This window comes from Trichocoleus sp. FACHB-40 (assembly GCF_014695915.1).
Lineage (GTDB): Bacteria > Cyanobacteriota > Cyanobacteriia > Cyanobacteriales > FACHB-T130 > Funiculus > Funiculus sociatus.
Genome location: NZ_JACJPF010000043.1, coordinates 60,935 through 80,473 on the forward strand (window position 1 = coordinate 60,935; position 19,539 = coordinate 80,473).

18 protein-coding genes, 1 tRNA gene and 2 pseudogenes are annotated in these 19,539 nt (G+C 45.9%); 9 read left to right on the forward strand and 12 right to left on the reverse strand.

Annotated features, from left to right (window positions below; genetic code table 11):
• Positions 1-248: 248 nt before the first annotated feature.
• The 4 genes from purH to H6F63_RS07765 all read right to left on the reverse strand — a co-directional run bounded on the left by purH (position 249) and on the right by H6F63_RS07765 (position 3,253).
• On the reverse strand, positions 249-1,796 hold the full coding sequence (gene purH, locus H6F63_RS07750; RefSeq protein WP_190636331.1) for a bifunctional phosphoribosylaminoimidazolecarboxamide formyltransferase/IMP cyclohydrolase: 1,548 nt from the start codon (positions 1,794-1,796) through the stop codon (positions 249-251).
• Positions 1,797-1,971: 175 nt separating this feature from the next.
• Positions 1,972-2,490 (reverse strand): photosystem I reaction center subunit XI, encoded by a 519-nt coding sequence (locus H6F63_RS07755; protein WP_190445112.1) that lies wholly within the window; start codon positions 2,488-2,490, stop codon positions 1,972-1,974.
• 91 nt (positions 2,491-2,581) lie between these two features.
• Positions 2,582-2,710, reverse strand: a complete 129-nt coding sequence (locus tag H6F63_RS07760; RefSeq protein WP_190417748.1) for a photosystem I reaction center subunit IX — start codon at positions 2,708-2,710, stop codon at positions 2,582-2,584.
• 45 nt (positions 2,711-2,755) lie between these two features.
• On the reverse strand, positions 2,756-3,253 hold the full coding sequence (locus tag H6F63_RS07765; RefSeq protein WP_190459542.1) for a Photosystem I reaction center subunit III: 498 nt from the start codon (positions 3,251-3,253) through the stop codon (positions 2,756-2,758).
• 187 nt (positions 3,254-3,440) lie between these two features.
• Here H6F63_RS07765 and tsaD point away from each other — a divergent pair, with 187 nt between their 5' ends.
• On the forward strand, positions 3,441-4,478 hold the full coding sequence (tsaD, locus tag H6F63_RS07770) for a tRNA (adenosine(37)-N6)-threonylcarbamoyltransferase complex transferase subunit TsaD (RefSeq protein WP_190636310.1): 1,038 nt from the start codon (positions 3,441-3,443) through the stop codon (positions 4,476-4,478).
• A 109-nt stretch (positions 4,479-4,587) separates the two neighbouring features.
• On the opposite strand, the gene H6F63_RS07775 is transcribed toward tsaD, so the two are convergent.
• The 3 genes from H6F63_RS07775 to H6F63_RS07785 form a co-directional block, all read right to left on the reverse strand.
• Positions 4,588-4,944: a hypothetical protein gene (locus H6F63_RS07775; protein ID WP_190417612.1), complete on the reverse strand. Its 357-nt coding sequence runs from the start codon at positions 4,942-4,944 to the stop codon at positions 4,588-4,590.
• 213 nt (positions 4,945-5,157) lie between these two features.
• On the reverse strand, positions 5,158-6,111 hold the full coding sequence (locus tag H6F63_RS07780) for an alpha/beta hydrolase (protein ID WP_190636311.1): 954 nt from the start codon (positions 6,109-6,111) through the stop codon (positions 5,158-5,160).
• Positions 6,112-6,205: 94 nt separating this feature from the next.
• On the reverse strand, positions 6,206-6,931 hold the full coding sequence (locus H6F63_RS07785) for a hypothetical protein (RefSeq protein ID WP_190417615.1): 726 nt from the start codon (positions 6,929-6,931) through the stop codon (positions 6,206-6,208).
• Positions 6,932-7,696: 765 nt separating this feature from the next.
• On the opposite strand from H6F63_RS07785, the gene H6F63_RS07790 reads away from it, so the two are divergent.
• From H6F63_RS07790 to H6F63_RS07815, 6 genes are all read left to right on the forward strand, one after another.
• A complete protein-coding gene (locus tag H6F63_RS07790; protein WP_190417617.1) occupies positions 7,697-8,224 on the forward strand; it encodes a GNAT family N-acetyltransferase in 528 nt (175 codons plus the stop codon).
• A gap of 118 nt (positions 8,225-8,342) precedes the next feature.
• Positions 8,343-8,416, forward strand: a tRNA-Pro gene (locus H6F63_RS07795).
• Between the two features lie 895 nt (positions 8,417-9,311).
• Positions 9,312-10,109: a Tic22 family protein gene (locus tag H6F63_RS07800; protein ID WP_190636313.1), complete on the forward strand. Its 798-nt coding sequence runs from the start codon at positions 9,312-9,314 to the stop codon at positions 10,107-10,109.
• A 3-nt stretch (positions 10,110-10,112) separates the two neighbouring features.
• Positions 10,113-11,042 (forward strand): peptide chain release factor N(5)-glutamine methyltransferase, encoded by a 930-nt coding sequence (gene prmC / locus H6F63_RS07805; protein ID WP_190636314.1) that lies wholly within the window; start codon positions 10,113-10,115, stop codon positions 11,040-11,042.
• Positions 11,043-11,249: 207 nt separating this feature from the next.
• On the forward strand, positions 11,250-11,849 hold the full coding sequence (locus H6F63_RS07810; RefSeq protein WP_190636316.1) for an L-threonylcarbamoyladenylate synthase: 600 nt from the start codon (positions 11,250-11,252) through the stop codon (positions 11,847-11,849).
• 99 nt (positions 11,850-11,948) lie between these two features.
• A complete protein-coding gene (locus tag H6F63_RS07815) occupies positions 11,949-12,797 on the forward strand; it encodes a HAMP domain-containing sensor histidine kinase (RefSeq protein ID WP_190636318.1) in 849 nt (282 codons plus the stop codon).
• On the opposite strand, the gene H6F63_RS07820 is transcribed toward H6F63_RS07815, so the two are convergent.
• From H6F63_RS07820 to rplU, 4 genes and pseudogenes are all read right to left on the reverse strand, one after another.
• The gene (locus H6F63_RS07820) at positions 12,790-13,242 is read right to left on the reverse strand and encodes a GNAT family N-acetyltransferase (protein ID WP_190636333.1); all 453 of its coding nucleotides are present in this window, start codon (positions 13,240-13,242) and stop codon (positions 12,790-12,792) included. The genes H6F63_RS07815 and H6F63_RS07820 overlap by 8 nt on opposite strands.
• A gap of 121 nt (positions 13,243-13,363) precedes the next feature.
• Positions 13,364-14,341 (reverse strand): porphobilinogen synthase, encoded by a 978-nt coding sequence (hemB, locus tag H6F63_RS07825; protein ID WP_190445053.1) that lies wholly within the window; start codon positions 14,339-14,341, stop codon positions 13,364-13,366.
• 268 nt (positions 14,342-14,609) lie between these two features.
• Entirely contained in the window at positions 14,610-14,915 is a 306-nt protein-coding gene (gene rpmA / locus H6F63_RS07830) for a 50S ribosomal protein L27 (protein WP_190417630.1), read from the reverse strand.
• Between the two features lie 323 nt (positions 14,916-15,238).
• Positions 15,239-15,565 (reverse strand): annotated as a pseudogene (gene rplU, locus H6F63_RS29925) (50S ribosomal protein L21); the annotation flags it as partial.
• 287 nt (positions 15,566-15,852) lie between these two features.
• Between rplU and H6F63_RS07840 the strand changes: the two are divergent.
• Positions 15,853-18,714, forward strand: coding sequence for a pentapeptide repeat-containing protein (locus H6F63_RS07840; protein ID WP_190636320.1), 2,862 nt, complete (start codon positions 15,853-15,855; stop codon positions 18,712-18,714).
• Between the two features lie 38 nt (positions 18,715-18,752).
• The gene (locus H6F63_RS07845) at positions 18,753-18,956 is read left to right on the forward strand and encodes a hypothetical protein (protein ID WP_190636322.1); all 204 of its coding nucleotides are present in this window, start codon (positions 18,753-18,755) and stop codon (positions 18,954-18,956) included.
• 26 nt (positions 18,957-18,982) lie between these two features.
• Here the strand turns inward: H6F63_RS07845 and H6F63_RS07850 are convergent.
• Positions 18,983-19,539 (reverse strand): annotated as a pseudogene (locus H6F63_RS07850) (IS1 family transposase); the annotation flags it as partial.

The following is a 19,539-nucleotide window of genomic DNA, read 5'->3' on the forward strand; positions in this document are numbered from 1 at the left end:
TTCTTTTAAACTTGCTCCTCACACAAGAAGAGCATATCCCTGTTCAGTTCAAGAATAAGTCTGGAGAGTGACACTTTAGAAAGTGGACGCTGTTAACATTTCTGTCCAATGAAAAAGCGCCTGGGAGTCTTGCCGTGTTTCGACCCCAGGCGCTTTTTCCTTTAAGCTCGCTCCTCACACAAGAGAAGCATATCCCTGTTCAATCCAACCAAGGGGTATGCCAAGTGACACTTTGATAACTGACACTCTTAATGCAAGAAATGACGCACACCAGTGAATACCATCACCAAACCCAATTCATCCGCTGCTTGAATCGAATCTTGATCGCGCATACTGCCACCCGGCTGAACAATCGCCACAATTCCCGCCCCTGCTGCTGTTCGCACCGAATCATCAAACGGAAAGAAACCATCGCTGGCAAGGGTGGCACCTTGAGATTTTTCCCCAGCTTGTTCAAGGGCAATTTTAACTGAGCCGACGCGATTCATTTGTCCGGCACCAACTCCTAAGGTAGCGCGATCGCCTGTTACTACAATTGCATTAGACTTGACGTGCTTGCAAATCTTCCAGGCAAATAGCAATTCTTCGAGTTGATCTGGAGTCGGTTGCTTTTGGGTGACAACTTGCCACTCGGTGGAGGTTTCCACAACATCATCGGCAGCTTGCACCAGAAAACCACCAGCGATCGCTTTCACTGTATTTTCCGGGCCAGCACCTATATCTGGTAAAATCAAAACCCGCACCTTAGACTTAGCTGCCAGAATTTCCTGCGCCTCTGGGGTATAACCCGGTGCTACAACACATTCTAAAAATGTTTTCGTCAGCGCTGTTGCTGTCGGTTCATCAATCGACTTGTTTAGGGCTACAATCCCACCAAAAGCCGAAACTGCATCCGCATTGAAAGCCTTTTCATAAGCCTCAGACAGGCTATCTCCCACAGCCACACCGCAGGGATTCGTGTGCTTGAGAATCGCCGCCGCTGGCTTATCTGTAAATTCAGCAATAATTCGCCGCGCTGCTTCTAAATCAACTAAATTGTTGTAACTCAGTTCCTTTCCCTGGAGTTTTGTGGCCGCCGCCCATCCAGAGGCAACTTTTCCAGTTTGATACCACGCTGCCGCTTGATGGGGATTTTCGCCGTAGCGTAGAGATTGCAGCTGGTTTCCAGAAAGGGTAAAGCTTGTTTCTTCGCTTTCTTCCTCCTGTTTGCTGGCAAAGAGGTGGATGTAGGATGCGATCGCGCGATCGTAGTCCGCAGTGTGGGAAAATGCCTCGCAAGCACAAGCTTGCCGAAACTCTAAAGATGCCTCTTTACCATACTCTTTTAATTCTTTCAAGTAAGCATCGTACTGACCTGGATTACACAACACCGTTAGATGCTGGAAGTTTTTTGCAGATGCCCTTAACATAGCAGGGCCACCGATGTCAATCTGCTCAATCGCCTCCGGCAAAGTTACACCCGGTTTAGCAATAGTCTGCTCAAAAGGATATAGATTCACCACCACTAAATCAATCGGACGAATTTGGTGATTTTCCAAATCTGCCACATCTTGCGGCAAATCCCGACGCGCTAAGATACCGCCATGAATCCGGGGATGCAGCGTTTTGACTCGTCCCCCCAAAATCTCCGGAAACCCCGTGTAATCAGAAACTTTTGTTACTTTTAGCCCAGCATCTTTTAGGGCTTTGGCTGTTCCACCACTGCTGATGATATCAAACTCAAATTCCACTAGCTGACGGGCGAAATCGATTAGCCCGGTTTTATCAGATACACTCAGCAGCGCTAAACGTGGCATCACGGTAAAACTTTCCCTTTGTCCAACATCATTAAGGATAAATGCGATCGCTCTCCTTCTGCACAAAAAGACGAACCCTGCCCTCACGGCATGGGCAGGGTTCATTTAGTAGTCTTTAATACTGGAAGCCTTTTATAACAAAAGGTTTCCAGGCTACTGTTGCTCTTTTACAGAATTACCCATTGAAGAGGTTCTGGAGGATTTCTACGTTAGAAATCAACAGGTAGGCGAATGCCGCGCCACCAATTCCACCAATCAGAAAACCACTGCCATACTCATTCCAACCTTCCTGTGTTTTCAGGGCAGCGTCGGGAGCAGGTGTTGTAATCGTTTGTGTGGGTTCGGGAGGATTACTAGAGGCATACAGAGATAGGGAAATTGTCAAAATGACAATCAAGCCCACCGTTGACATCAAACCAGCCAAGTTCGCCACATCGGTGTCCCGCAGTGGGCCCAGCTTAGCAAACGGGCCAATCAGCCAATAACCATGAGCCATGCCAACTTCTAGTCCCCGGCGGAAGGGTGACAGACCTTTGCGATAGGCTGGCAAGTTATTGATGAAAGCTTTCGTGAAACCGGAAGCATTAATCGGTGTTGCTAAATTGCCATTTTGCGGGTCGCCAGCGATGTGAACAACTTCCCGATTTCTGATATCGCTGGGACGATTTTTTGATTCACTAATTGCTTGTACCATAATTTTCTTCACCTTTAGTGAGGGTAATTTCATTCTATTAGTCATTAGTCATTAAAAGCAGCTAATAACTAATGACTAATGACTAAAAAGCTTACGGCATTGGATGGAAAAGCAGGTCTGGGAAATAGTAGATAAAGAAAGCCAAAAGAGCCGCTTGAACGGATATCCAAACAATACCTAGAACCGGGGCTAGGGAAAGATACTTGATGAAATATTGCAACTGCATGAATTATTCTCCAAAACAAGTCAAAGATTTCAATGAAACCTAGCGAATTGAGACAGGAATCTCATCTTCTTTGGCAGTCAATTTACCTGTGAGTAATTCGTTGACTGCTGCCAAAGGCCAAGTGAAGCCGGAGAGCATCAAGCTTACTGCCCGTGGAACATCAATGATGATTTCTCTCATCTCTGGTGAAGCTTCTTTTTTCACCGATTGGATGTAAGAGCGACCAACCCAACCAATCCAACCTGCGATATATAGAAACAGAATGCCAGGAATGATAAAATCACCAGCACGATTTAGGCGACCATCTACAATCAAGTGGGGTAAACCCTCTGGGCCGCAGTATGCCTGAGCATAACGCTCAAAGCGCTTACGTCCGGAATCTGGGTCGAAGTTAGTGTTACGGGCGTTTTCAGCACGTTGCTGGAACGCTGGGGACTCGCTACAAGGCACCAGTCCAGCCACTTCATCAGCAGATGCACTTGGGGCAAAGTTAGCCCAAATACAAATGGCAAAAATCAAAGCTAACAATCGTCTCATAGGATTGTTTCCTTTTGTTACAACTTGACAATGTTTGTGTACAAAACAGGGCGCTTGTTTGTACGAAAGCAATCATGTATCGATATATTAAAGTACCAGTGAATGGCGACCGTATTAGCGATTGAAACAAGTTGTGACGAAACAGCGGTAGCGTTTGTTAAAAATCGTCATATTTAAGTAGCAGTAAATGACAACAGTATTAGCGATTGAAACAAGTTGTGACGAAACAGCAGTAGCGATTGTTAAAAATCGTGAAGTTTGCAGTAGCGTCGTTTCCTCCCAAATCTCTGTCCATCAGCAGTATGGCGGCGTTGTACCGGAAGTAGCTTCGCGTCAGCACGTCGAAACTATTAACTTTTGTGTAGAACAAGCTCTCCAAGATGCTCAAGTTGAATGGGGGGCAATTGATGGAATTGCAGCAACCGCAGCACCGGGTTTGGTGGGAGCGTTGTTAGTAGGTTTGACTACTGCTAAAACTCTTGCTATCGTCCACCAGAAACCTTTTGTCGGCATCCATCATTTGGAGGGTCATATTTATGCTTCGTATCTAAGCGACCCAGCTTTACAAGCGCCTTTTTTGTGTCTGTTGGTTTCTGGCGGACACACTAGCTTGATTTATGTCAAAGATTGTGGTGTGTACGAAACGCTGGGGGAAACCCGCGATGATGCTGCGGGGGAAGCTTTTGATAAGGTGGCGCGATTGTTAAATCTTGGTTATCCTGGGGGGCCAGTAATTGACCGACTGGCGCGAGAGGGAAATCCCCAAGCTTATCCTTTACCGGAGGGAAATGTGGGGTTGCCTGGTGGCGGCTATCATCCCTACGATTCTAGTTTTAGTGGCTTAAAGACGGCGGTGTTGCGGCTGGTGCAAAAGTTGCAGCAGCAGGGTGGATTGCTGCCAGTGAAAGATATTGCTGCGAGTTTCCAAGAGAGTGTATCGCGAAGTTTGACTAAAAGAGCGATCGCTTGCGCTATTGACTACGGTCTTGAAACTATCGTTATCGGTGGCGGTGTCGCTGCTAACAGCGGACTAAGAAGCCATCTCGCTGCCGCTGCTGCCACTCGCAACCTGCGGGTACTATTCCCGGATCTCAAGTTTTGCACCGACAATGCGGCAATGATTGGCTGTGCCGCCGCTGAACACCTTAAGCGGGGTCATACCTCCCGGTTGACTTTGGGTGTTCAGTCCCGCCTTGCTATGACTGATGTCATGCAGCTTTACTAGGGGATGGGGAATTGGGAATTGGGATTGGTAACTCTCCCAGTCTCCAGCTCCCAGCCCCTAGTCGCCAGTCCCTTCATCTAATAATGTTTTGTATATCCCAAAACGGAGACTAGCAGGGAACTTTGCTCAACGCGATCTCCCGATTTCTTTCGGACAGCTGTTGCAGATTTAGCTGATTATCCTCATCTATGAGGTTTTCTTTCTGTAAAAGCTCATAAATAGTTAAACATAGTAGCATTTCCACCTGACTAACCTGTTCGCTAAGCCAGTGATGAGTAGCAGCATTGTCCGGAAAGTGGTCGATACATTCCTTGGTGTAGCGGCGAAATTCTCTCACCTGGTTCAAAATTTGTACCAAATAGCTAGGACACTCACAGGCGATCACATCCGCTGCCTCACAAATAGCCAGTAGCTGTTCGTCAGGAAACTCTGGTGAGATTTGGATTGTCTGGCTGCGATCGCTCATAATGCTTAAATCTTTGTAAACTTTTCTAGTTTAACAATTTTAGCTTGATAAAATATAAAGCTGACTTAATTTATGGGTTATTTATCTTAAGTCTGAAAGCTAAACAAAGCAAAAAGCCCAAAATTCTTGATGAAAGTATAAGAGCCAGTCTTATCCCAAGGATAGGATTAGCGATCGCTATACCTACCCTATCTTTGGGATGGTTTATTCTTTCTACGAAGAATGAGCCGCCACAATATTGCGAATTTGGGTAGCAACTGTCTCTGGTTGCTCCACCATCGACAAATGTCCGCAATCAGGAATTTCCATAACGTTATAACCGCAAGCCTGAAACAGCGGATGAAAGCTTGCCAGATGACGCACATACTGGGGTTCCATCACCGTATCCTTAGCACCAGCAATGAAATAAACAGGCTGCAATAGGCGCGAAACCACTTGCGGTAAGCGGTTCACTTCTGCTTCCGTCGTCGAATCCAGCAAAGTTAAGAGCGCCGCTTCCTGGTCAGCCGTGAGGAAATCAATCAACCGCTGCCGTCCCCAAACCCTAGCAATCGGACGTGCCACCTGCGCCCGCGTAAAGGGCAAATCAATCCCCGGCACATAGCACAGCCAACGCGGGCGAACTTTCAACAACTGCTGACCAGCAGCCCGAAACTGATCAAATGCTTCCTTGAGATAAATCCCACCGCCAGCATTGATGCAGACAACGCCCTTGACACGATCGGGATGCTGATCTGCTGTCCAAAGGGCAATGCTACCGCCTAACGAATGACCAATCAGCCAAGCATTAGAAATATTCAGCTTTTGTAACAAAATGCCCAAATCACGGCCATAGGCAGCTGGAGTGTACTGCCAAAGGCTTAAACTGACAGATTCTTGATTTTCCCCAGTTTTAGACAAAAGCGATCGCGTCTCGGCAAGATTGTCCCTATTTCTATTTTTGATTGCTTCCTGCCTATGTTCTTTTGGCGGAGGTTGCGAACCCCCAAACCCCCGTAAATCATAAGATAGACACTGATAATCTGGCGAGAGTCGGTCAATTAACGGTTGCCAATACCGACGGCTTAAGAGCCAGCCGTGAATGAAGACCAAGACAGGGGTAGATGTTGCAGTGGGAGCCGTCAAATCGTAGGTGTGCCGAACTCCCAGGATTTCTATAGTTGCCATATGTTGATCCTATCCTGAAGTTCCGCCTTCCTTAGTCAACAGGTCAGTTGCTAATGGCTTGTCAAACGCCATTTACCTATTAGCTGTCAGCTTATTAAAATCTGCGCCCCAGCAATCGCTGTCGCACACTTTCAGCAATTTTCTGCCCCAAATACTCCGGGATTATGCTTTCATTAGGCCCCAACAAGTAGAGAATCAAGCGGGTTCGCCCCCGCCAGACTAGCAAGTTAGCATTGACCACCAGTAAATCCTCTTGCCAGATAGCGTACATCACCTTATAAAACAAACCAGGCTGGTTGTCTGCCTCAATTAACAGCGCTGGCAGATGGAATACAGGATCTACATAAAATTCCGTTTCCACCTGTTCTAAACCAGCGTCCAGGTTAAATTCTACGGCCAGCATCTCTTCTACTTCAAAACGCCCAGCCAAAGCCTCCCGAATGGCGCGGCAGACATTTTCTGAAGTTTTGTCTGTCAGTGCTTTGCTACCACGAGACACCACAAGTTTGATAAAAACCAGCATGGGCGGGGATATCTGACCGTACAGACTGAGACTGTGGATGGTCAGCCCATAGGCAGCCAGAACCCCAAAAATATCACTTAGTAGAAAAGATTGGTTGCGGTAAGCAAAATGCAAGGCACTTTTATTACCTTCAGGTTTCAGCTCAATTACAGCTCTCCTAGTTTTGTAGAGCCGATAGGCGAGTCTAAGATTTTGTAGCTGGATCTCACTGCTGACAAACTGCTCGTAAAACTGAGGAAACGCCCGATTAAAGCGCTTCAGGAGTTCCATTGTCGATGATTTTAAACCCGCTGCCATAGATGGGGGTCAAGACTCGCTTGCCAGATTAAAAGCATTTTGGGACATAGAGCCAAGTCCCTTTCACCAAAGAACCTTCTCTTCTGGTTAATCTCTCACAAATCCTAAAAAAATTACCTACGCGATACCCGCTTCCGGTAAAGTTTCCTAAGTTGGTGCCAATAGCCGTTACGGGTTTTGTTCTAAAACTCCTCAAGGTGAAGTAACTAAACAGTAGTATCATTAGAAGCTGCCCGTACATAATTTTCTTTTTTAAGCCTACTACTTAAGTCATGAGGAACTGGTGCCTTCTGCCCTTCCAACAACAGAGGTAGGTTAGGATTTAGAGAAAAGCTGCGGAGTGTGAACCCTCAAGACCCCAGTCTAACTAAAGTCTTGCCTGATTGCGCTGTACTTGCTCCAACACCGCAAGCGATATGGATAAGCAACGCTTGTAGTGAGTTAAAAGACAGGGCAATTGTGTTATCATCTATTTCGTGATGTTTGGCTCAGATTCGCAACAATAAGAGGTATCTCAGATACTGAAACTATCTCACTATCAAAAAGTGTACGCGATTCTGGCAATATCAATTGATTTATTAGATTGCTTCATTACTCTCATTCGTACATGGGCATTAATACCTGTGAAGATGGGGTGATTGGCGCTAGAAGTTAAGCTTCTTTCAGCTTTAACTGGGATCAGTAAATCAGCAAGTCTCATCTGTAAGGTGGGAATTCTACCGCTCGGTAGGAACAGGAAAATATAAATACCTTAGCCACACCTGCATGGGTTTTTGGAAAAGCTTGTTTAGCGGTTCTGACAGCAGCACCGCGTCGAAGATGACGCCTGGTGAAGGTTATGCTATGGAAGGTGCAGGCGATCGCACAGGCAATGGTTCTCGCATCTTTTTTAGCACTGAGCGCGACATTGACCTGTATGAACTGGAAGAACTCTGCGATGCGGTTGGCTGGTCGCGGCGACCGTTACGCAAGGTAAAGAAAGCTATTGAACACAGTTTCCTCGTAGTTTCAATGTGGGACGTGCGGGGAACTCAGCGACGGCTAGTTGGCTTTGCCCGTGCCACTTCTGACCATGCCTTCAATGCCACTATCTGGGATGTGGTAGTTCACCCAGATTTCCAAGGCAAAGGGCTGGGTAAGGCATTAATGAAGTACGCTATCAAGAAACTTCGCAGCGAAGATATAAGTAACATTACTCTGTTCGCTGATCCTCAAGTTGTGGATTTTTACCGGGGAATAAATTTTATTGCAGACCCGGAAGGGATTAAAGGAATGTTTTGGTATCCAGATTAATTTGAAAATGGGTGAGCTAAAAGTCAGCAAGTACGCTATAATAAGCAAAGGTCGCTGGCGCAGTATGAGTACATAAACTAATGTACAAAATATTCAAAATGTGATCGCTCAATTTGAACGGGATGTAGCGCAGCTTGGTAGCGCGCCTGCTTTGGGAGCAGGATGCCGCAGGTTCAAATCCTGTCATCCCGATTAAAATAAAAACCTCAAAATCCTTGATTAGTCTAGGTTTTGGGGTTTTTATTTTAGGAGAGCCGGGTCAAAGCATTGGTGGCGTTCTCTTAGGATGAGTATTCTGTTAATCGTTCTGTTAGCAAACTTGAAAAAAGGTCAACAAATGCTGAAGAATGAGTAGCCAAGCAAACTCAAGTGAGAAAAGCACGGCAGTTGGCTGCATAGTAGTTGATAGCACAACTGAAAAAAGGGCTAGACGCTGCCTAATGCCCTTCTCGATAGCCTGTAAATTGGGTATCAAAAAGGAGCTATTAGCTAGTAACTCATTCATTACCTTACAGGGATTACAAGCGCTAGAACACCTCAAGCCTGCGAACATTTAAACTTACCAACCCTTCTTAAATCCGGTCATCACAATTTTTGGTAGTAAAAATAATTAGCGCCTCAAGGCAACCGAAATCGGAGAGCTTTCTTATAATTTTGGTGTGTGGATTTCTCAGGATATGAGCAGGTATGTAACAATCAGATGCTGCCGTGGGAAAAAAGCGGATAACCTAGCGAAGTAGGGGCTGGAACCGAGGCGAAGCTTAAATAGTCATTGTAAGGTGACAATTCGCCGTTATGACAGAGTACCACTACTTAGGGAATCCTATTTTCCAGTAGAACGCATTGAGGATGAGAATATTAGCGATCGCTAATATTCTATTGACATTAGGTGTCAGGAAGTAGTATATGGGGGATTAAAATATTGAAAAATGGCAGTCGCCACAAAACAGCAGAACAGATACAGTTTAGTTAGAAACAAAATTTGACCCGGATGAACGGGGACGGCTTAAAAGAGGAAACATTTCGCCTGGTCTGGACTCTATTTGGTAAGACGAGGTATCCAAAGGAAAAATTTGAGGGAATTCTGATGAAATCATTAGTTCGTTTGGGCGCAACACTGGGTCTAGTTGGCGGTATCCTCCTGGGAGGACTACCTGCAATGGAAAATCTGCGGGCGATCGCATTGCCAGAAGATCAGGTCGTAAAAAAGTTAGCTGAAGTACCCGTATTTACGCTCACCAATGCTCAAGGTGACTTCGTGGTTCGCTCGATAAAGAACGAAAACCAGACTGTTTCACAGGTGGGCTTTTTTGTCAGCAAGCAAGATGCTCAAAAATTTCTGGACGACCGGCTGAAAAAGGAGAATCCTCAGCTGGCAAACACAATGAAGGTGGTTGCCGTGTCCTTGGGAGACTTTTACACGATGGCTCAAGCCAGTAAAAAGAAGCCAGATGGTACAGTTTTTACTCTAGTTCCCGCGCAGCAGCAGGTTGAATTGGCAAGAACGCTGCTGACTCAGAGCGGTCAACAAGGGCAGCAATTTAATGGTATTCCCCTCTTTGTACCCAAGTTTAAAAAAGATAATAACTATCTGACTATTCCACTGGGCAATGAGCGGTTTATTCCTTTCTACTTTGACAAACAGCAAGCCGTCGCGCTCATAGACCGCTTTAAGCAAGCTGTCCCTGCCGAGGCCGCTAACACTGAGATTCAGGTAGTGGATTTGCAAAGTGTTATTCAAACTTTGCTAACCAGCAATGATCCTGGTCTAAGCAAAATTGTCTTGTATCCATCCCAGGAGTCAATACAATTTATCCGCACCCTGCAACCCGCAGCTGGGCAGAATCAAGCTCAGCCAGCAAGACCTCAACAACCCAGACGTTGAGATATGAATGATCCGCAGTCGCCAACAGTTTCAGGTGGGGAACTCTTGTCTTGGCGCAACTGGGCAAGAGATGAGGCTAAGTCTGCTGATGTTGACCCAACTGAAGTAGACTGGCTGCTTTTAGAAGTTGCCGATGTAAATCGGTTGGCGCTGCGGTTAGATTCTTTCCAAGGCAGAACCCAGATAAAGGTAAAGCTGCCGTTGTCAGTCTTAACCCAGATGTGGCAACGGCGAATTTGCGATCGCTTGCCGATACAGTACATCGCTGGTGTTACACCTTGGCGTAATTTTTCTTTGGCGGTAACTCCGGCGGTATTGATTCCTCGACCGGAGACAGAATATCTGATTGATTTGGCAGTTACTGCTGCTGAAAAAGGCCAAGTTACGCAAAGTTTAAAGCAAGGACACTGGGCAGATTTGGGAACAGGTAGTGGCGCGATCGCTCTCGGTTTAGCAGATGCCTTAACACAGGCAACAATTCACGCCGTCGATTTTAGCCCGGAGGCTCTTGCGATCGCCCAATACAATGCCCTTAATCTGGGTTTTGCCACTCGGATTCATTTTTATCAAGGTTCCTGGTGGGAGCCTTTACACGCCCTCAAAGGCAAATTTAGCGGCATGGTTTCCAACCCGCCCTACATTCCTAGTAGTTTGGTGCCTTCTCTACAACCGGAAGTGGCGAAGCACGAACCCCATCTCGCCCTAGATGGGGGCAAGGATGGGCTTGATTGCATCCGCTATCTGGTAGAGAAAGCACCTGACTATCTGCATCCGGGCGGTATTTGGCTAATTGAAATGATGGCGGGACAAGCCGATGCTGTTGTTCAAATGTTGCAAGAACAAGGGCGTTACTACGACATTTCAATTCATGCCGATTTCGCTGGAATTGAACGTTTTGCTCTTGCTTATATTAAAAATGAGGAAATTTCTTGAAATGCCTATTTTTATATGGTATATTTAACTTTATACTAAGCTTTTAAATGATTTTCTTCATAATGAAAATCTAGGAATTTTTCAAAAAAGCGGACAGATTTCCATTATTTAAATATACCATAAAAGGGCTATAGCGAAAAATAAAAAGTTAATAATAGTAAGTTAATTTTAAAACAGAGAATCAAGATAAATTCAATCCAAAATCGAATGGCACAAGTTTCAATTGATGCCCTGATAAAAGGCGCTCTTTCTGGGTGTTTGGTGAGCTTTCCCACAGATACAGTACCAGCATTGGCAGTACAGCCGGAACACTCAGAGTTAATTTTTGCGGCAAAACAGCGGAGTGGAGATAAACCGTTGATTTTGATGGGAGCAACGCCAGCAGATTTATGGACTTTTGTAACTGGAAGTGGGGCGGAATGGGAGATTTGGCAACAGGTTGCTTTGCAATATTGGCCGGGAGCGATAACGTTAGTATTGCCAGCCTCAGAGTGCGTCCCAAGAACCATGAACCCGGCTGATCCCAGCACAATAGGAGTGAGAGTGCCAAATTGCGCGATCGCTCGTAAAATTCTGGCACAAACTGGCCCCTTAGCAACTACTAGCGCCAATCGTTCTGGGGAGCCACCCCTCGAAACAATAACCGAAATCGAAGCGCAGTTTCCCGATGTTTTAACTCTGCTACCCTCAGAATTAGAAACTGAAAAATTGGCGCTTGGCGTTCCTTCCACCGTTGCCAAATGGACAGACAACAAATGGGAAATTTTGCGGCAAGGAGCAGTTAAATTGGAAGGAACTGGGAACTAAAGACCCTTGATTAGAAATATTTTCTGATGATTAATTTCTAATTCCCCGTACAGGGTAACTTTTCCCCAATCCTCAAAATCTAAAAACCGATATATTTTTATGCCCCAAGACGCTAACTCAAACTTGGAAGCCATTTTAGAGGAACTCAAGCAAACCCAACTTGCTTGTAACATGGCAACAGAAATGGGCCAGTTTAAGGCAGGTTTTTTGGCGCGGACTTCTCATGAATTGCGATCGCCCTTGAACAGTTTAATCGGTCTACATCAGCTAATTTTGTCAGATTTGTGTGACTCTCCAGAGGAAGAACGAGAGTTTATAGCCCAAGCTCAAGCCTCTGCACTTAAACTGGTAAAACTTTTAGACGAAATTATTGCCGTTGCCAAAACCCAACATGGCACCAATCGGCTAGAAATTCAGCCCGTACAGATAGCTAATGTTTTTGAGCAAGTCTATAACTTTACGTACCTGCAAGCAGCTAATCGCAGCATTCCCTTGGAAGTATCGCCCCCCGATCCAGAAATTTACGTTTTGGCAGATCCGCGACGGTTACAGCAAGTGGTGCTGAATTTAGTTGATAGCGCGATCGCTCGTATGGACGGAGGTAGCATTCGAGTTTCCGCTTCTCCCTCACCAGCATCTGATCACCTCCACATCTGGATTGACGTTCAAGGAGAGGGAACCTCCCACCCTTGGAGCGAGCCTGTGGATTTGCTTAATACGGAGAAAAAGACAGAAGAACAGGTAAAAAATCCAGACAAGCAGCCTGTAAAAGAGCCACTGCTATCAGCAGGGATGAATCTGTTAATCAATCAAACTTTGCTGGAAGTCATGCAGGGACGACTAGAAGTGGTGGCGGGACAACCAGCCGACACCCCTGCTACTTCAGCACCAGCCAATACAACCAGGCTTCAGCTTTCGATTCCTCTGGTGACACCAGAAACTACCTAACTTGGACAGGCATAGGCTCAGCTACCGGCTGGTTATTATACAGCACCATCGTTGTACTGGGATTGCTATATTCAAATCCAATACGGGAGTAAAAGCCTTGTTGATAGGTAGTCAACAAGTAAACGCGCTCTACTCGGCTCAGGCGGGGATGGCTGATAAGTGTTTCCACTAACTTGCGTCCGAGTCCTGCACCTTGGTAGTCCGGGTGAATGATCACATCCCAGATAGTGGCACGGTAGACACCATCGGAAGTGGCTCTGGCGAATCCGATTAAGCGATCGCCATCCCAAACGCTGATCGCCGGCTCACTGTTAGCGATCGCCACTTCTAAATCCTCAATTTTTCGACTCTGCGCCCAGAAGGCTGCTATTTGAAACAACTCCAGCAGTTGTTTGAAGTCGATCTTTGATTTATTGTCACAAAACTGGATATGACGGCAATCCATCGTCATCAGTAACCTAGATTTTCGTACTGGGTCATTTTACTAACCAGACAGCAGCCGATTGGTGTCCAACATCACGGAAATTAAATTGATGTTCAGCTAATAGCTTTATCTATTGCCTAAATTACAACCAACGAGCAGCATCTTTGGCGTGATAGGTGAGAATCAAATCGGCACCAGACCGCTTAAAGCCAGTCAAAGTTTCCATTACCACTCGCTGTTCGTCAATCCAGCCATTCAAAGCAGCAGCTTTAACCATCGCGTATTCGCCAGAGACATTGTAGGCGGCTACTGGTAAATTTGTTGCTTCCTTCACCCGCCAGATAATATCCATATAAGCTAGAGCGGGTTTAACCATCAGCATATCTGCACCTTCAGCGATATCAAGTTCAATTTCTTTAATCGCTTCGCGGGCATTACCTGGGTCCATTTGGTAGGTTCTGCGATCGCCAAACTGAGGAGCAGAGTCAGCAGCATCTCGGAAAGGGCCATAGTAAGCTGAAGCATACTTCGCAGCATAGGAAAGAATCGGTATATCTTCATACCCCGCCGCATCCAATCCTTCCCGAATCGCCTGCACAAAACCGTCCATCATCCCGGAAGGCGCAATAATATCAGCACCAGCCTTAGCTTGAGAAACCGCTGTTTTCTTTAGCAACTCCAGCGTCGGGTCATTCAAAACGCGACCAGACAAGTCGCCAACTTGTAAATAACCGCAATGACCGTGACTCGTGTACTCGCACAGGCAAGTATCGGCAATCACAACCAAATCCGGCACCGCTTCTTTCACCGCCGTTGCTGCTTTTTGCACAATTCCGCAATCGTGCCAAGCGCCAGTCGCGTCTGTATCCTTATCTTCAGGAATGCCAAATAGAATAATGCCTGGGATGCCGAGGTCATAAACTTCTTTCGCCTCTTCCACAATTTTGTCTACCGATAGTTGATAGACTCCGGGCATAGATTTCACTTCTTTAGCGATTCCCTGTCCTGGCACCGCAAACAGAGGATAGATTAAATCGCTTGTAGTAAGAACAGTCTCGCGCACCATCCGGCGTAGTTGGGGTGAAGTGCGAAGGCGGCGAGGGCGATGTATAGGGAACATGGTGTTTGGTGTAGTTGTTAATTGTTAAAACTGTTTTTTGCTGGTTTAAAAAGTTTATCGTTTTGTTTCCTGTAGCAACTCTATTATTTCGTAAAGTTCTGTGACATCTAGTTACCAGGCTGAGCCTGATAGCGAAGGAGGGTCGGTGGCAAAGTCTCCTTTTTGACATTTTGCCCAGTAGGAAATCGAGGTACCTCCTACTTTTGCCACATATTCTTTGAAATAAAAAGGCACCCCGCAGGGTGCCTCTAGATTACCTACAAAACAATTAGGCTTGTGCGGTTGCCAATTCTTCCTCAGCAGGTGCCTCAGCTGCCGCTGGCACTGGGTAAACGCTTACCTTCTTGCGGTATCTTTCCTTTCTTTCAAAGGTGACAACGCCATCGACTAGAGCAAACAAAGTATAGTCTTTGCCGACGCCGACGTTTTGGCCAGCGTGAAATGTAGTTCCCCGCTGACGCACCAAAATATTACCAGCCCTGACAACTTGACCGCCGAAGCGTTTTACGCCTAGACGTTGGGCATTAGAGTCACGACCGTTGCGCGTACTACCTGTACCTTTCTTGTGAGCCATAGTTTCCTCAATTTTTCTTATCTATTTACTATTGTGCTGTAGTTTTATTGCTCAGTTGCCAGAGTTTCCACAGCTTCTTGAGCTTCATCTAGGGATGTGGTCAGAGTTTCCACTGGCGCAGACTCTTCAGCATCTGGGTTTTGCTCAACCAGCTCTCCCACAGCTTCTTGAGCTTCTTCTATCGCATGAGCTATGACTTCTACTGGCGCAGATTCCTCAGCAACAGAATCCTCTACCGCCGGGGTTTCGGGGAGTTCTGATGGGTATGGCGCAGTATCTGGATCTTCCAGCACTGGCGTTTGGGCTGATTCTTGCTGTGAGAATAGCACTGAGCCATTCATGCTGATGGAGTTAATCATCAGCTGGGTAATTTCCTGACGATGCCCTTTCTTCCTGCGGGTTTTCTTTTTGGGCTTCATCTTGTAGACGATGACTTTCTTGCCTCGGCGGTGTCTCATCACCGTTCCTTCTACAGTCGCGCCTTCGATGAAAGGTTGACCGATGGTGACATCGCCGTCGTTCTGAACGAACAACACCTTATCGATGGTGATATCCGTGTCTGGCTCGACGTGAAGCAGTTCGACATCGTAAAAGCGGCCTGGTTCGACTCTCAGCTGTTTGCCGCCAGTCTCAATAATTGCGTAACTCATGGGATAGTCCTTGGGGTTGCCGTACAGGTAGCTGGCTCATGTTTAGTAAATGACACCCGCACCGTGAAGGGTGGGGCTACACAAACTAAGCCTGACGAGAGCAGGCTATGTCAGTGATGCCAGCTTTTGGAATGTCTCAACCTGATCCGAGCAGGAATAGACAGACAATCTACTATTATCGTTGATTTTTCGGGTTTTTGTCAAGAACGCGATCGCGTCCTATCCCAGTAAATCGGCTTGTTATATTTGTTGGTTGAACCGCACAGAGCGCAAAGGAAATAGGGGTAATGGTAACGCAGCTCAAAAAGGTCTGGAAAGTTTTGAATACTGACATCCGGGAATTCTGGCATCCAGCAGAAGTAGTGGCATCTGGGGCAGATGTTTCTAAGGCAATTGTGGATTGTTCGTTGCCTTTAGGAGTGCTTGCTTTACCTTTAGCTGCGATCGCGCCCCAAGTTTCGGCTGGGCTATTTGTTGTCGGCACAACAGCACGAATAATTAAATTTTATCACGAAAAGACTAAGGATCAACTAACGCTAGAAGACGGTGTGGCTTTTGCATCTCAACTAGCTTATTTAGAAAGTTTTCAAGCTATTTTATCGTCTCCAGAAAATCAGGCTTTATTAAAACGAATTGGTCAAACTCCAGTTTCAGAAACAGTCAAAAAGCAAATTGAAAACTTGGGTGAATTTCAAATCAATGAGCAGCAGTCCAGAAAAGTTATCAGTTGTTTCCATGAATCAGAATTAGCCCCAGTATTTAATGAAATGTTATTAGCCAGATTGGTACAAGCTGGGCTAACTGTTGCGGAAGCTGAAATTTTAACAGAGCGGGTTTCTCGAAATACTCACCGTTACCTGAATCAAGCATTAGCTGAAGCGGGAGATGCAGTCAAGCATCTGGCACAAATATACCGGGATGGGTGGCGGAAGGATATCGAGAAATACGACAATATCGATGAATATCTTCAGGAGATTGCTAAAAAAGCTGACGATAAAGTATTCGTTGAAAACTTCACAATCAGAGATATTTATGTATCGCTAAAGGCAAAGCCAGTTGATAAAAATGGCGATGTAGATGAGAATGCAGAAGGTTTTTATTTAGAGACTTGGGCGAAGGAGGTTCTTAACCATTCCCGGAAACAGGATAAAGTGATGTTTATCCAAGGAGGGCCAGGACGAGGGAAAAGTGTTTTTTGCCGAATGTTCGCCGAATTGGTGCGACAGCACTTGCATCCAATTTGGACACCCGTATTAATTCGATTGCGAGATATCCCGAAATTACAGCCGAGTTTTCGAGAGACTTTGCGAGAAGCTGTAAATGCAGATTTCGCGGAAAGTGATGATGGCTGGCTGACAGATAGAAATACCCGATTTTTGTTTTTGCTCGATGGCTTTGATGAATTGGTGATGGAGGGAAGAAGCAGCGGCGGATTGGAAGAATTCTTGAAGCAAGTTGGGCAATTTCAACGAGATTGCCAACAGAGCAAAGACATGGGACATTGGGTTTTGATTACTGGTAGAGCCTTAGCTTTGCACAACATAGAACGGCAAATGCCACACAATCTGGAGCGAGTAGAAATCCAGCCGATGGATGACAAACTCCAGCAGCAGTGGTTTAGCAAATGGTCAGCCCAAATTGGCACAAATAAAACTTTAGTATTTCAGCAGTTTTTACAAGATAAACGCTGTCCATATCGAGTTCGGGAATTAGCAAGAGAACCACTCTTGCTCTATATGTTGGCAGCCATGCACCGGGATGGCAAATTAACGGTAGAAATGTTTGAGAGTGCTAGCAGTATCGGTGCAAAAATCCTGATTTATCAAACATCTTTGAAATGGGTGCTAACAGAACAGCGTAAAGAATGGCTAAACCGCCAGTTGACAGCAATGGAAACAGCAGGTTTAGAGCGCATCCTAGCAGAAGCCGCTCTTTGTGTAGTGCAGTCTGGAGGGGAATGTGCAGGACTAGGAATGGTAGAAGAACGCATCAAAGATAATGACGTTGCCGCTGGGTTAATTCGACAAGCACGAGAGAGATTAGGAGATGATGCGCTGAAGAATGCTTTGGCTGCTTTTTATCTTCAGCCAGGGACGGGCGACAAGAGTGGTTCAGTGGAATTTGCCCACAAGAGTTTTAGCGAGTTTTTGTTTGCCCAGCGGTTAAAAGAAAGTTTGGAAGAATGGACAGATCCGGGTAGAAAAGGTGAGGAATTTCTCGTCAAGAATGCTCAGATAGCATGGGAAATATACGATTTACTTGGATATGGCGGGCTAAGGCAAGAGATTGTTGAATACCTGATGGCGTTGCTAACTGCGAGTGATGAATTTCGCGCAATGCAGCTGTTCAAACGATTGGATAATTTTTATGTGCGTTGGTGCGATGGGGAATTTATTGATGCACTGCAAGATAACTATCCCCAGAAAAAGATGAGCCAGTTGCAAGGACAAAATATTCAAATTGGTGTGCGACAGGTGGACATCTATGCAGGGTTGAATGTGATGATTTTACTATTGGAGTTAAATCGATATGCTCAATCAAGAGATGACCTAGAGAATATTGCTTTTTATCCCTGCGGTCAAGAAGGCACTGATAGTTTTGATAGCGATCAACTGCTTCGCATTATCGGTTATAGCTCTTGTATAGGAGTTAGCGGCTTTTTAAAGACAGTTGGAGGATTTCTCAGCGGTGCAGACCTCAGCCGCGTAGACCTCAGCCGCGCAGACCTCAGCCGCGCAGACCTCAGCGACACAATCCTCTGGGGCGCAATCCTCAGCTACGCAATCCTCAGCGGTGCAGTCCTCAGCCGCGCAATCCTCAGCTACGCAATCCTCAGCCGCGCAATCCTCAGCGATGCAGTCCTCAGCGGTGCAGACCTTAGCCGCGCAAACCTCAGCAGCGCAATCCTCAGCGATGCAATCCTCAGCGAGGCAATCCTCAGCGAGGCAATCCTCAGCAACGCAGACCTCAGCGACGCAGACCTCAGCAGCGCAGACCTCAGCAGCGCAAACCTCAGCAGCGCAAACCTCAGCTACGCAAACCTCAAAAACATTTTTTGGGATGAGTATACGAAGTGGGAGAATGTTCAGAATTTGGAAACAGCCAAGAATGTGCCAGAAGCTTTAAAGCTACAGCTAGGGTTGGGCTAAAGTTTTCAATCACCCTTATTTTTCGTGGTGGAAAAGCGATGCGATCGCTTACCTCATCTCACAAACGCGATCGCCTAGCGTTCGGGCGAAGCATTTGGGGTATTAATCTATCCTTTTCCAACAAACTAACTCGCCCGAATGCTTCGCCCCTACATCGAGAATGCGATCGCCCTCTCTTCCTCTGCGCCCTCTGCATCTCTGCCGTTTATCAAAACGCGATCCCCGGTAAGAAATGCTGGTAGTGGTAAATATGTAGTGAAAAAAATTCTTACATAGATAGCGACGCATTATAATGATGGATAAAATACCATATAGCTCCAATGTGATTTTCTAACTTTTTAGAAAAAGACAAAGTTTTCCTAACTAATCGAGAAATTCTTTGACGCATCGTATTATTAAATCTCTCAATATGGTTGGTCAGCCCACTGTTTTTACCCACGGCTTTATGCCGTTTGCTTGGAATAACTTTCTCATAAGCCGCCCAATAATCTGTATAACAAACAGCACATTGTCGATAAATTGATGGGAGAGAATTCCATAATCCTCTAGCCCCTTGTTCGCTGCGCTCACCAATATAACAACCGACAATTTCCCTAGTTTTTTTATCCAATGCTAACCAAATCCACTGCTTATTACCTTTATGATTAACGAATGACCAAGCTAGCCTTCGGCAACGCTTCGCGTACATCGCATTCGATATTTAATTTAGATTTATGTTTGCTTGAAACGTTTACCTGTTGAGGAACTGAAGCATATTTAGTATTAACGTAATCTTGAAGCCATTTTTTAGAAACGCTAGTCACCCTGGCAATTCCTGCTAAAGGA

Bases quoted from the DNA above. Each gene is read 5' to 3' on its own strand.
- purH (WP_190636331.1), bottom strand. From the start codon at position 1,796: ATGCCACGTTTAGCGCTGCTGAGTGTATCTGATAAAACCGGGCTAATC.
- H6F63_RS07755 (WP_190445112.1), bottom strand. From the start codon at position 2,490: ATGGTACAAGCAATTAGTGAATCAAAAAATCGTCCCAGCGATATCAGA.
- H6F63_RS07765 (WP_190459542.1), bottom strand. From the start codon at position 3,253: ATGAGACGATTGTTAGCTTTGATTTTTGCCATTTGTATTTGGGCTAAC.
- tsaD (WP_190636310.1), top strand. From the start codon at position 3,441: ATGACAACAGTATTAGCGATTGAAACAAGTTGTGACGAAACAGCAGTA.
- H6F63_RS07775 (WP_190417612.1), bottom strand. From the start codon at position 4,944: ATGAGCGATCGCAGCCAGACAATCCAAATCTCACCAGAGTTTCCTGAC.
- H6F63_RS07780 (WP_190636311.1), bottom strand. From the start codon at position 6,111: ATGGCAACTATAGAAATCCTGGGAGTTCGGCACACCTACGATTTGACG.
- H6F63_RS07785 (WP_190417615.1), bottom strand. From the start codon at position 6,931: ATGGCAGCGGGTTTAAAATCATCGACAATGGAACTCCTGAAGCGCTTT.
- H6F63_RS07790 (WP_190417617.1), top strand. From the start codon at position 7,697: ATGGGTTTTTGGAAAAGCTTGTTTAGCGGTTCTGACAGCAGCACCGCG.
- H6F63_RS07800 (WP_190636313.1), top strand. From the start codon at position 9,312: ATGAAATCATTAGTTCGTTTGGGCGCAACACTGGGTCTAGTTGGCGGT.
- prmC (WP_190636314.1), top strand. From the start codon at position 10,113: ATGAATGATCCGCAGTCGCCAACAGTTTCAGGTGGGGAACTCTTGTCT.
- H6F63_RS07810 (WP_190636316.1), top strand. From the start codon at position 11,250: ATGGCACAAGTTTCAATTGATGCCCTGATAAAAGGCGCTCTTTCTGGG.
- H6F63_RS07815 (WP_190636318.1), top strand. From the start codon at position 11,949: ATGCCCCAAGACGCTAACTCAAACTTGGAAGCCATTTTAGAGGAACTC.
- H6F63_RS07820 (WP_190636333.1), bottom strand. From the start codon at position 13,242: ATGGATTGCCGTCATATCCAGTTTTGTGACAATAAATCAAAGATCGAC.
- hemB (WP_190445053.1), bottom strand. From the start codon at position 14,341: ATGTTCCCTATACATCGCCCTCGCCGCCTTCGCACTTCACCCCAACTA.
- rpmA (WP_190417630.1), bottom strand. From the start codon at position 14,915: ATGGCTCACAAGAAAGGTACAGGTAGTACGCGCAACGGTCGTGACTCT.
- H6F63_RS07840 (WP_190636320.1), top strand. From the start codon at position 15,853: ATGGTAACGCAGCTCAAAAAGGTCTGGAAAGTTTTGAATACTGACATC.
- H6F63_RS07845 (WP_190636322.1), top strand. From the start codon at position 18,753: ATGCGATCGCTTACCTCATCTCACAAACGCGATCGCCTAGCGTTCGGG.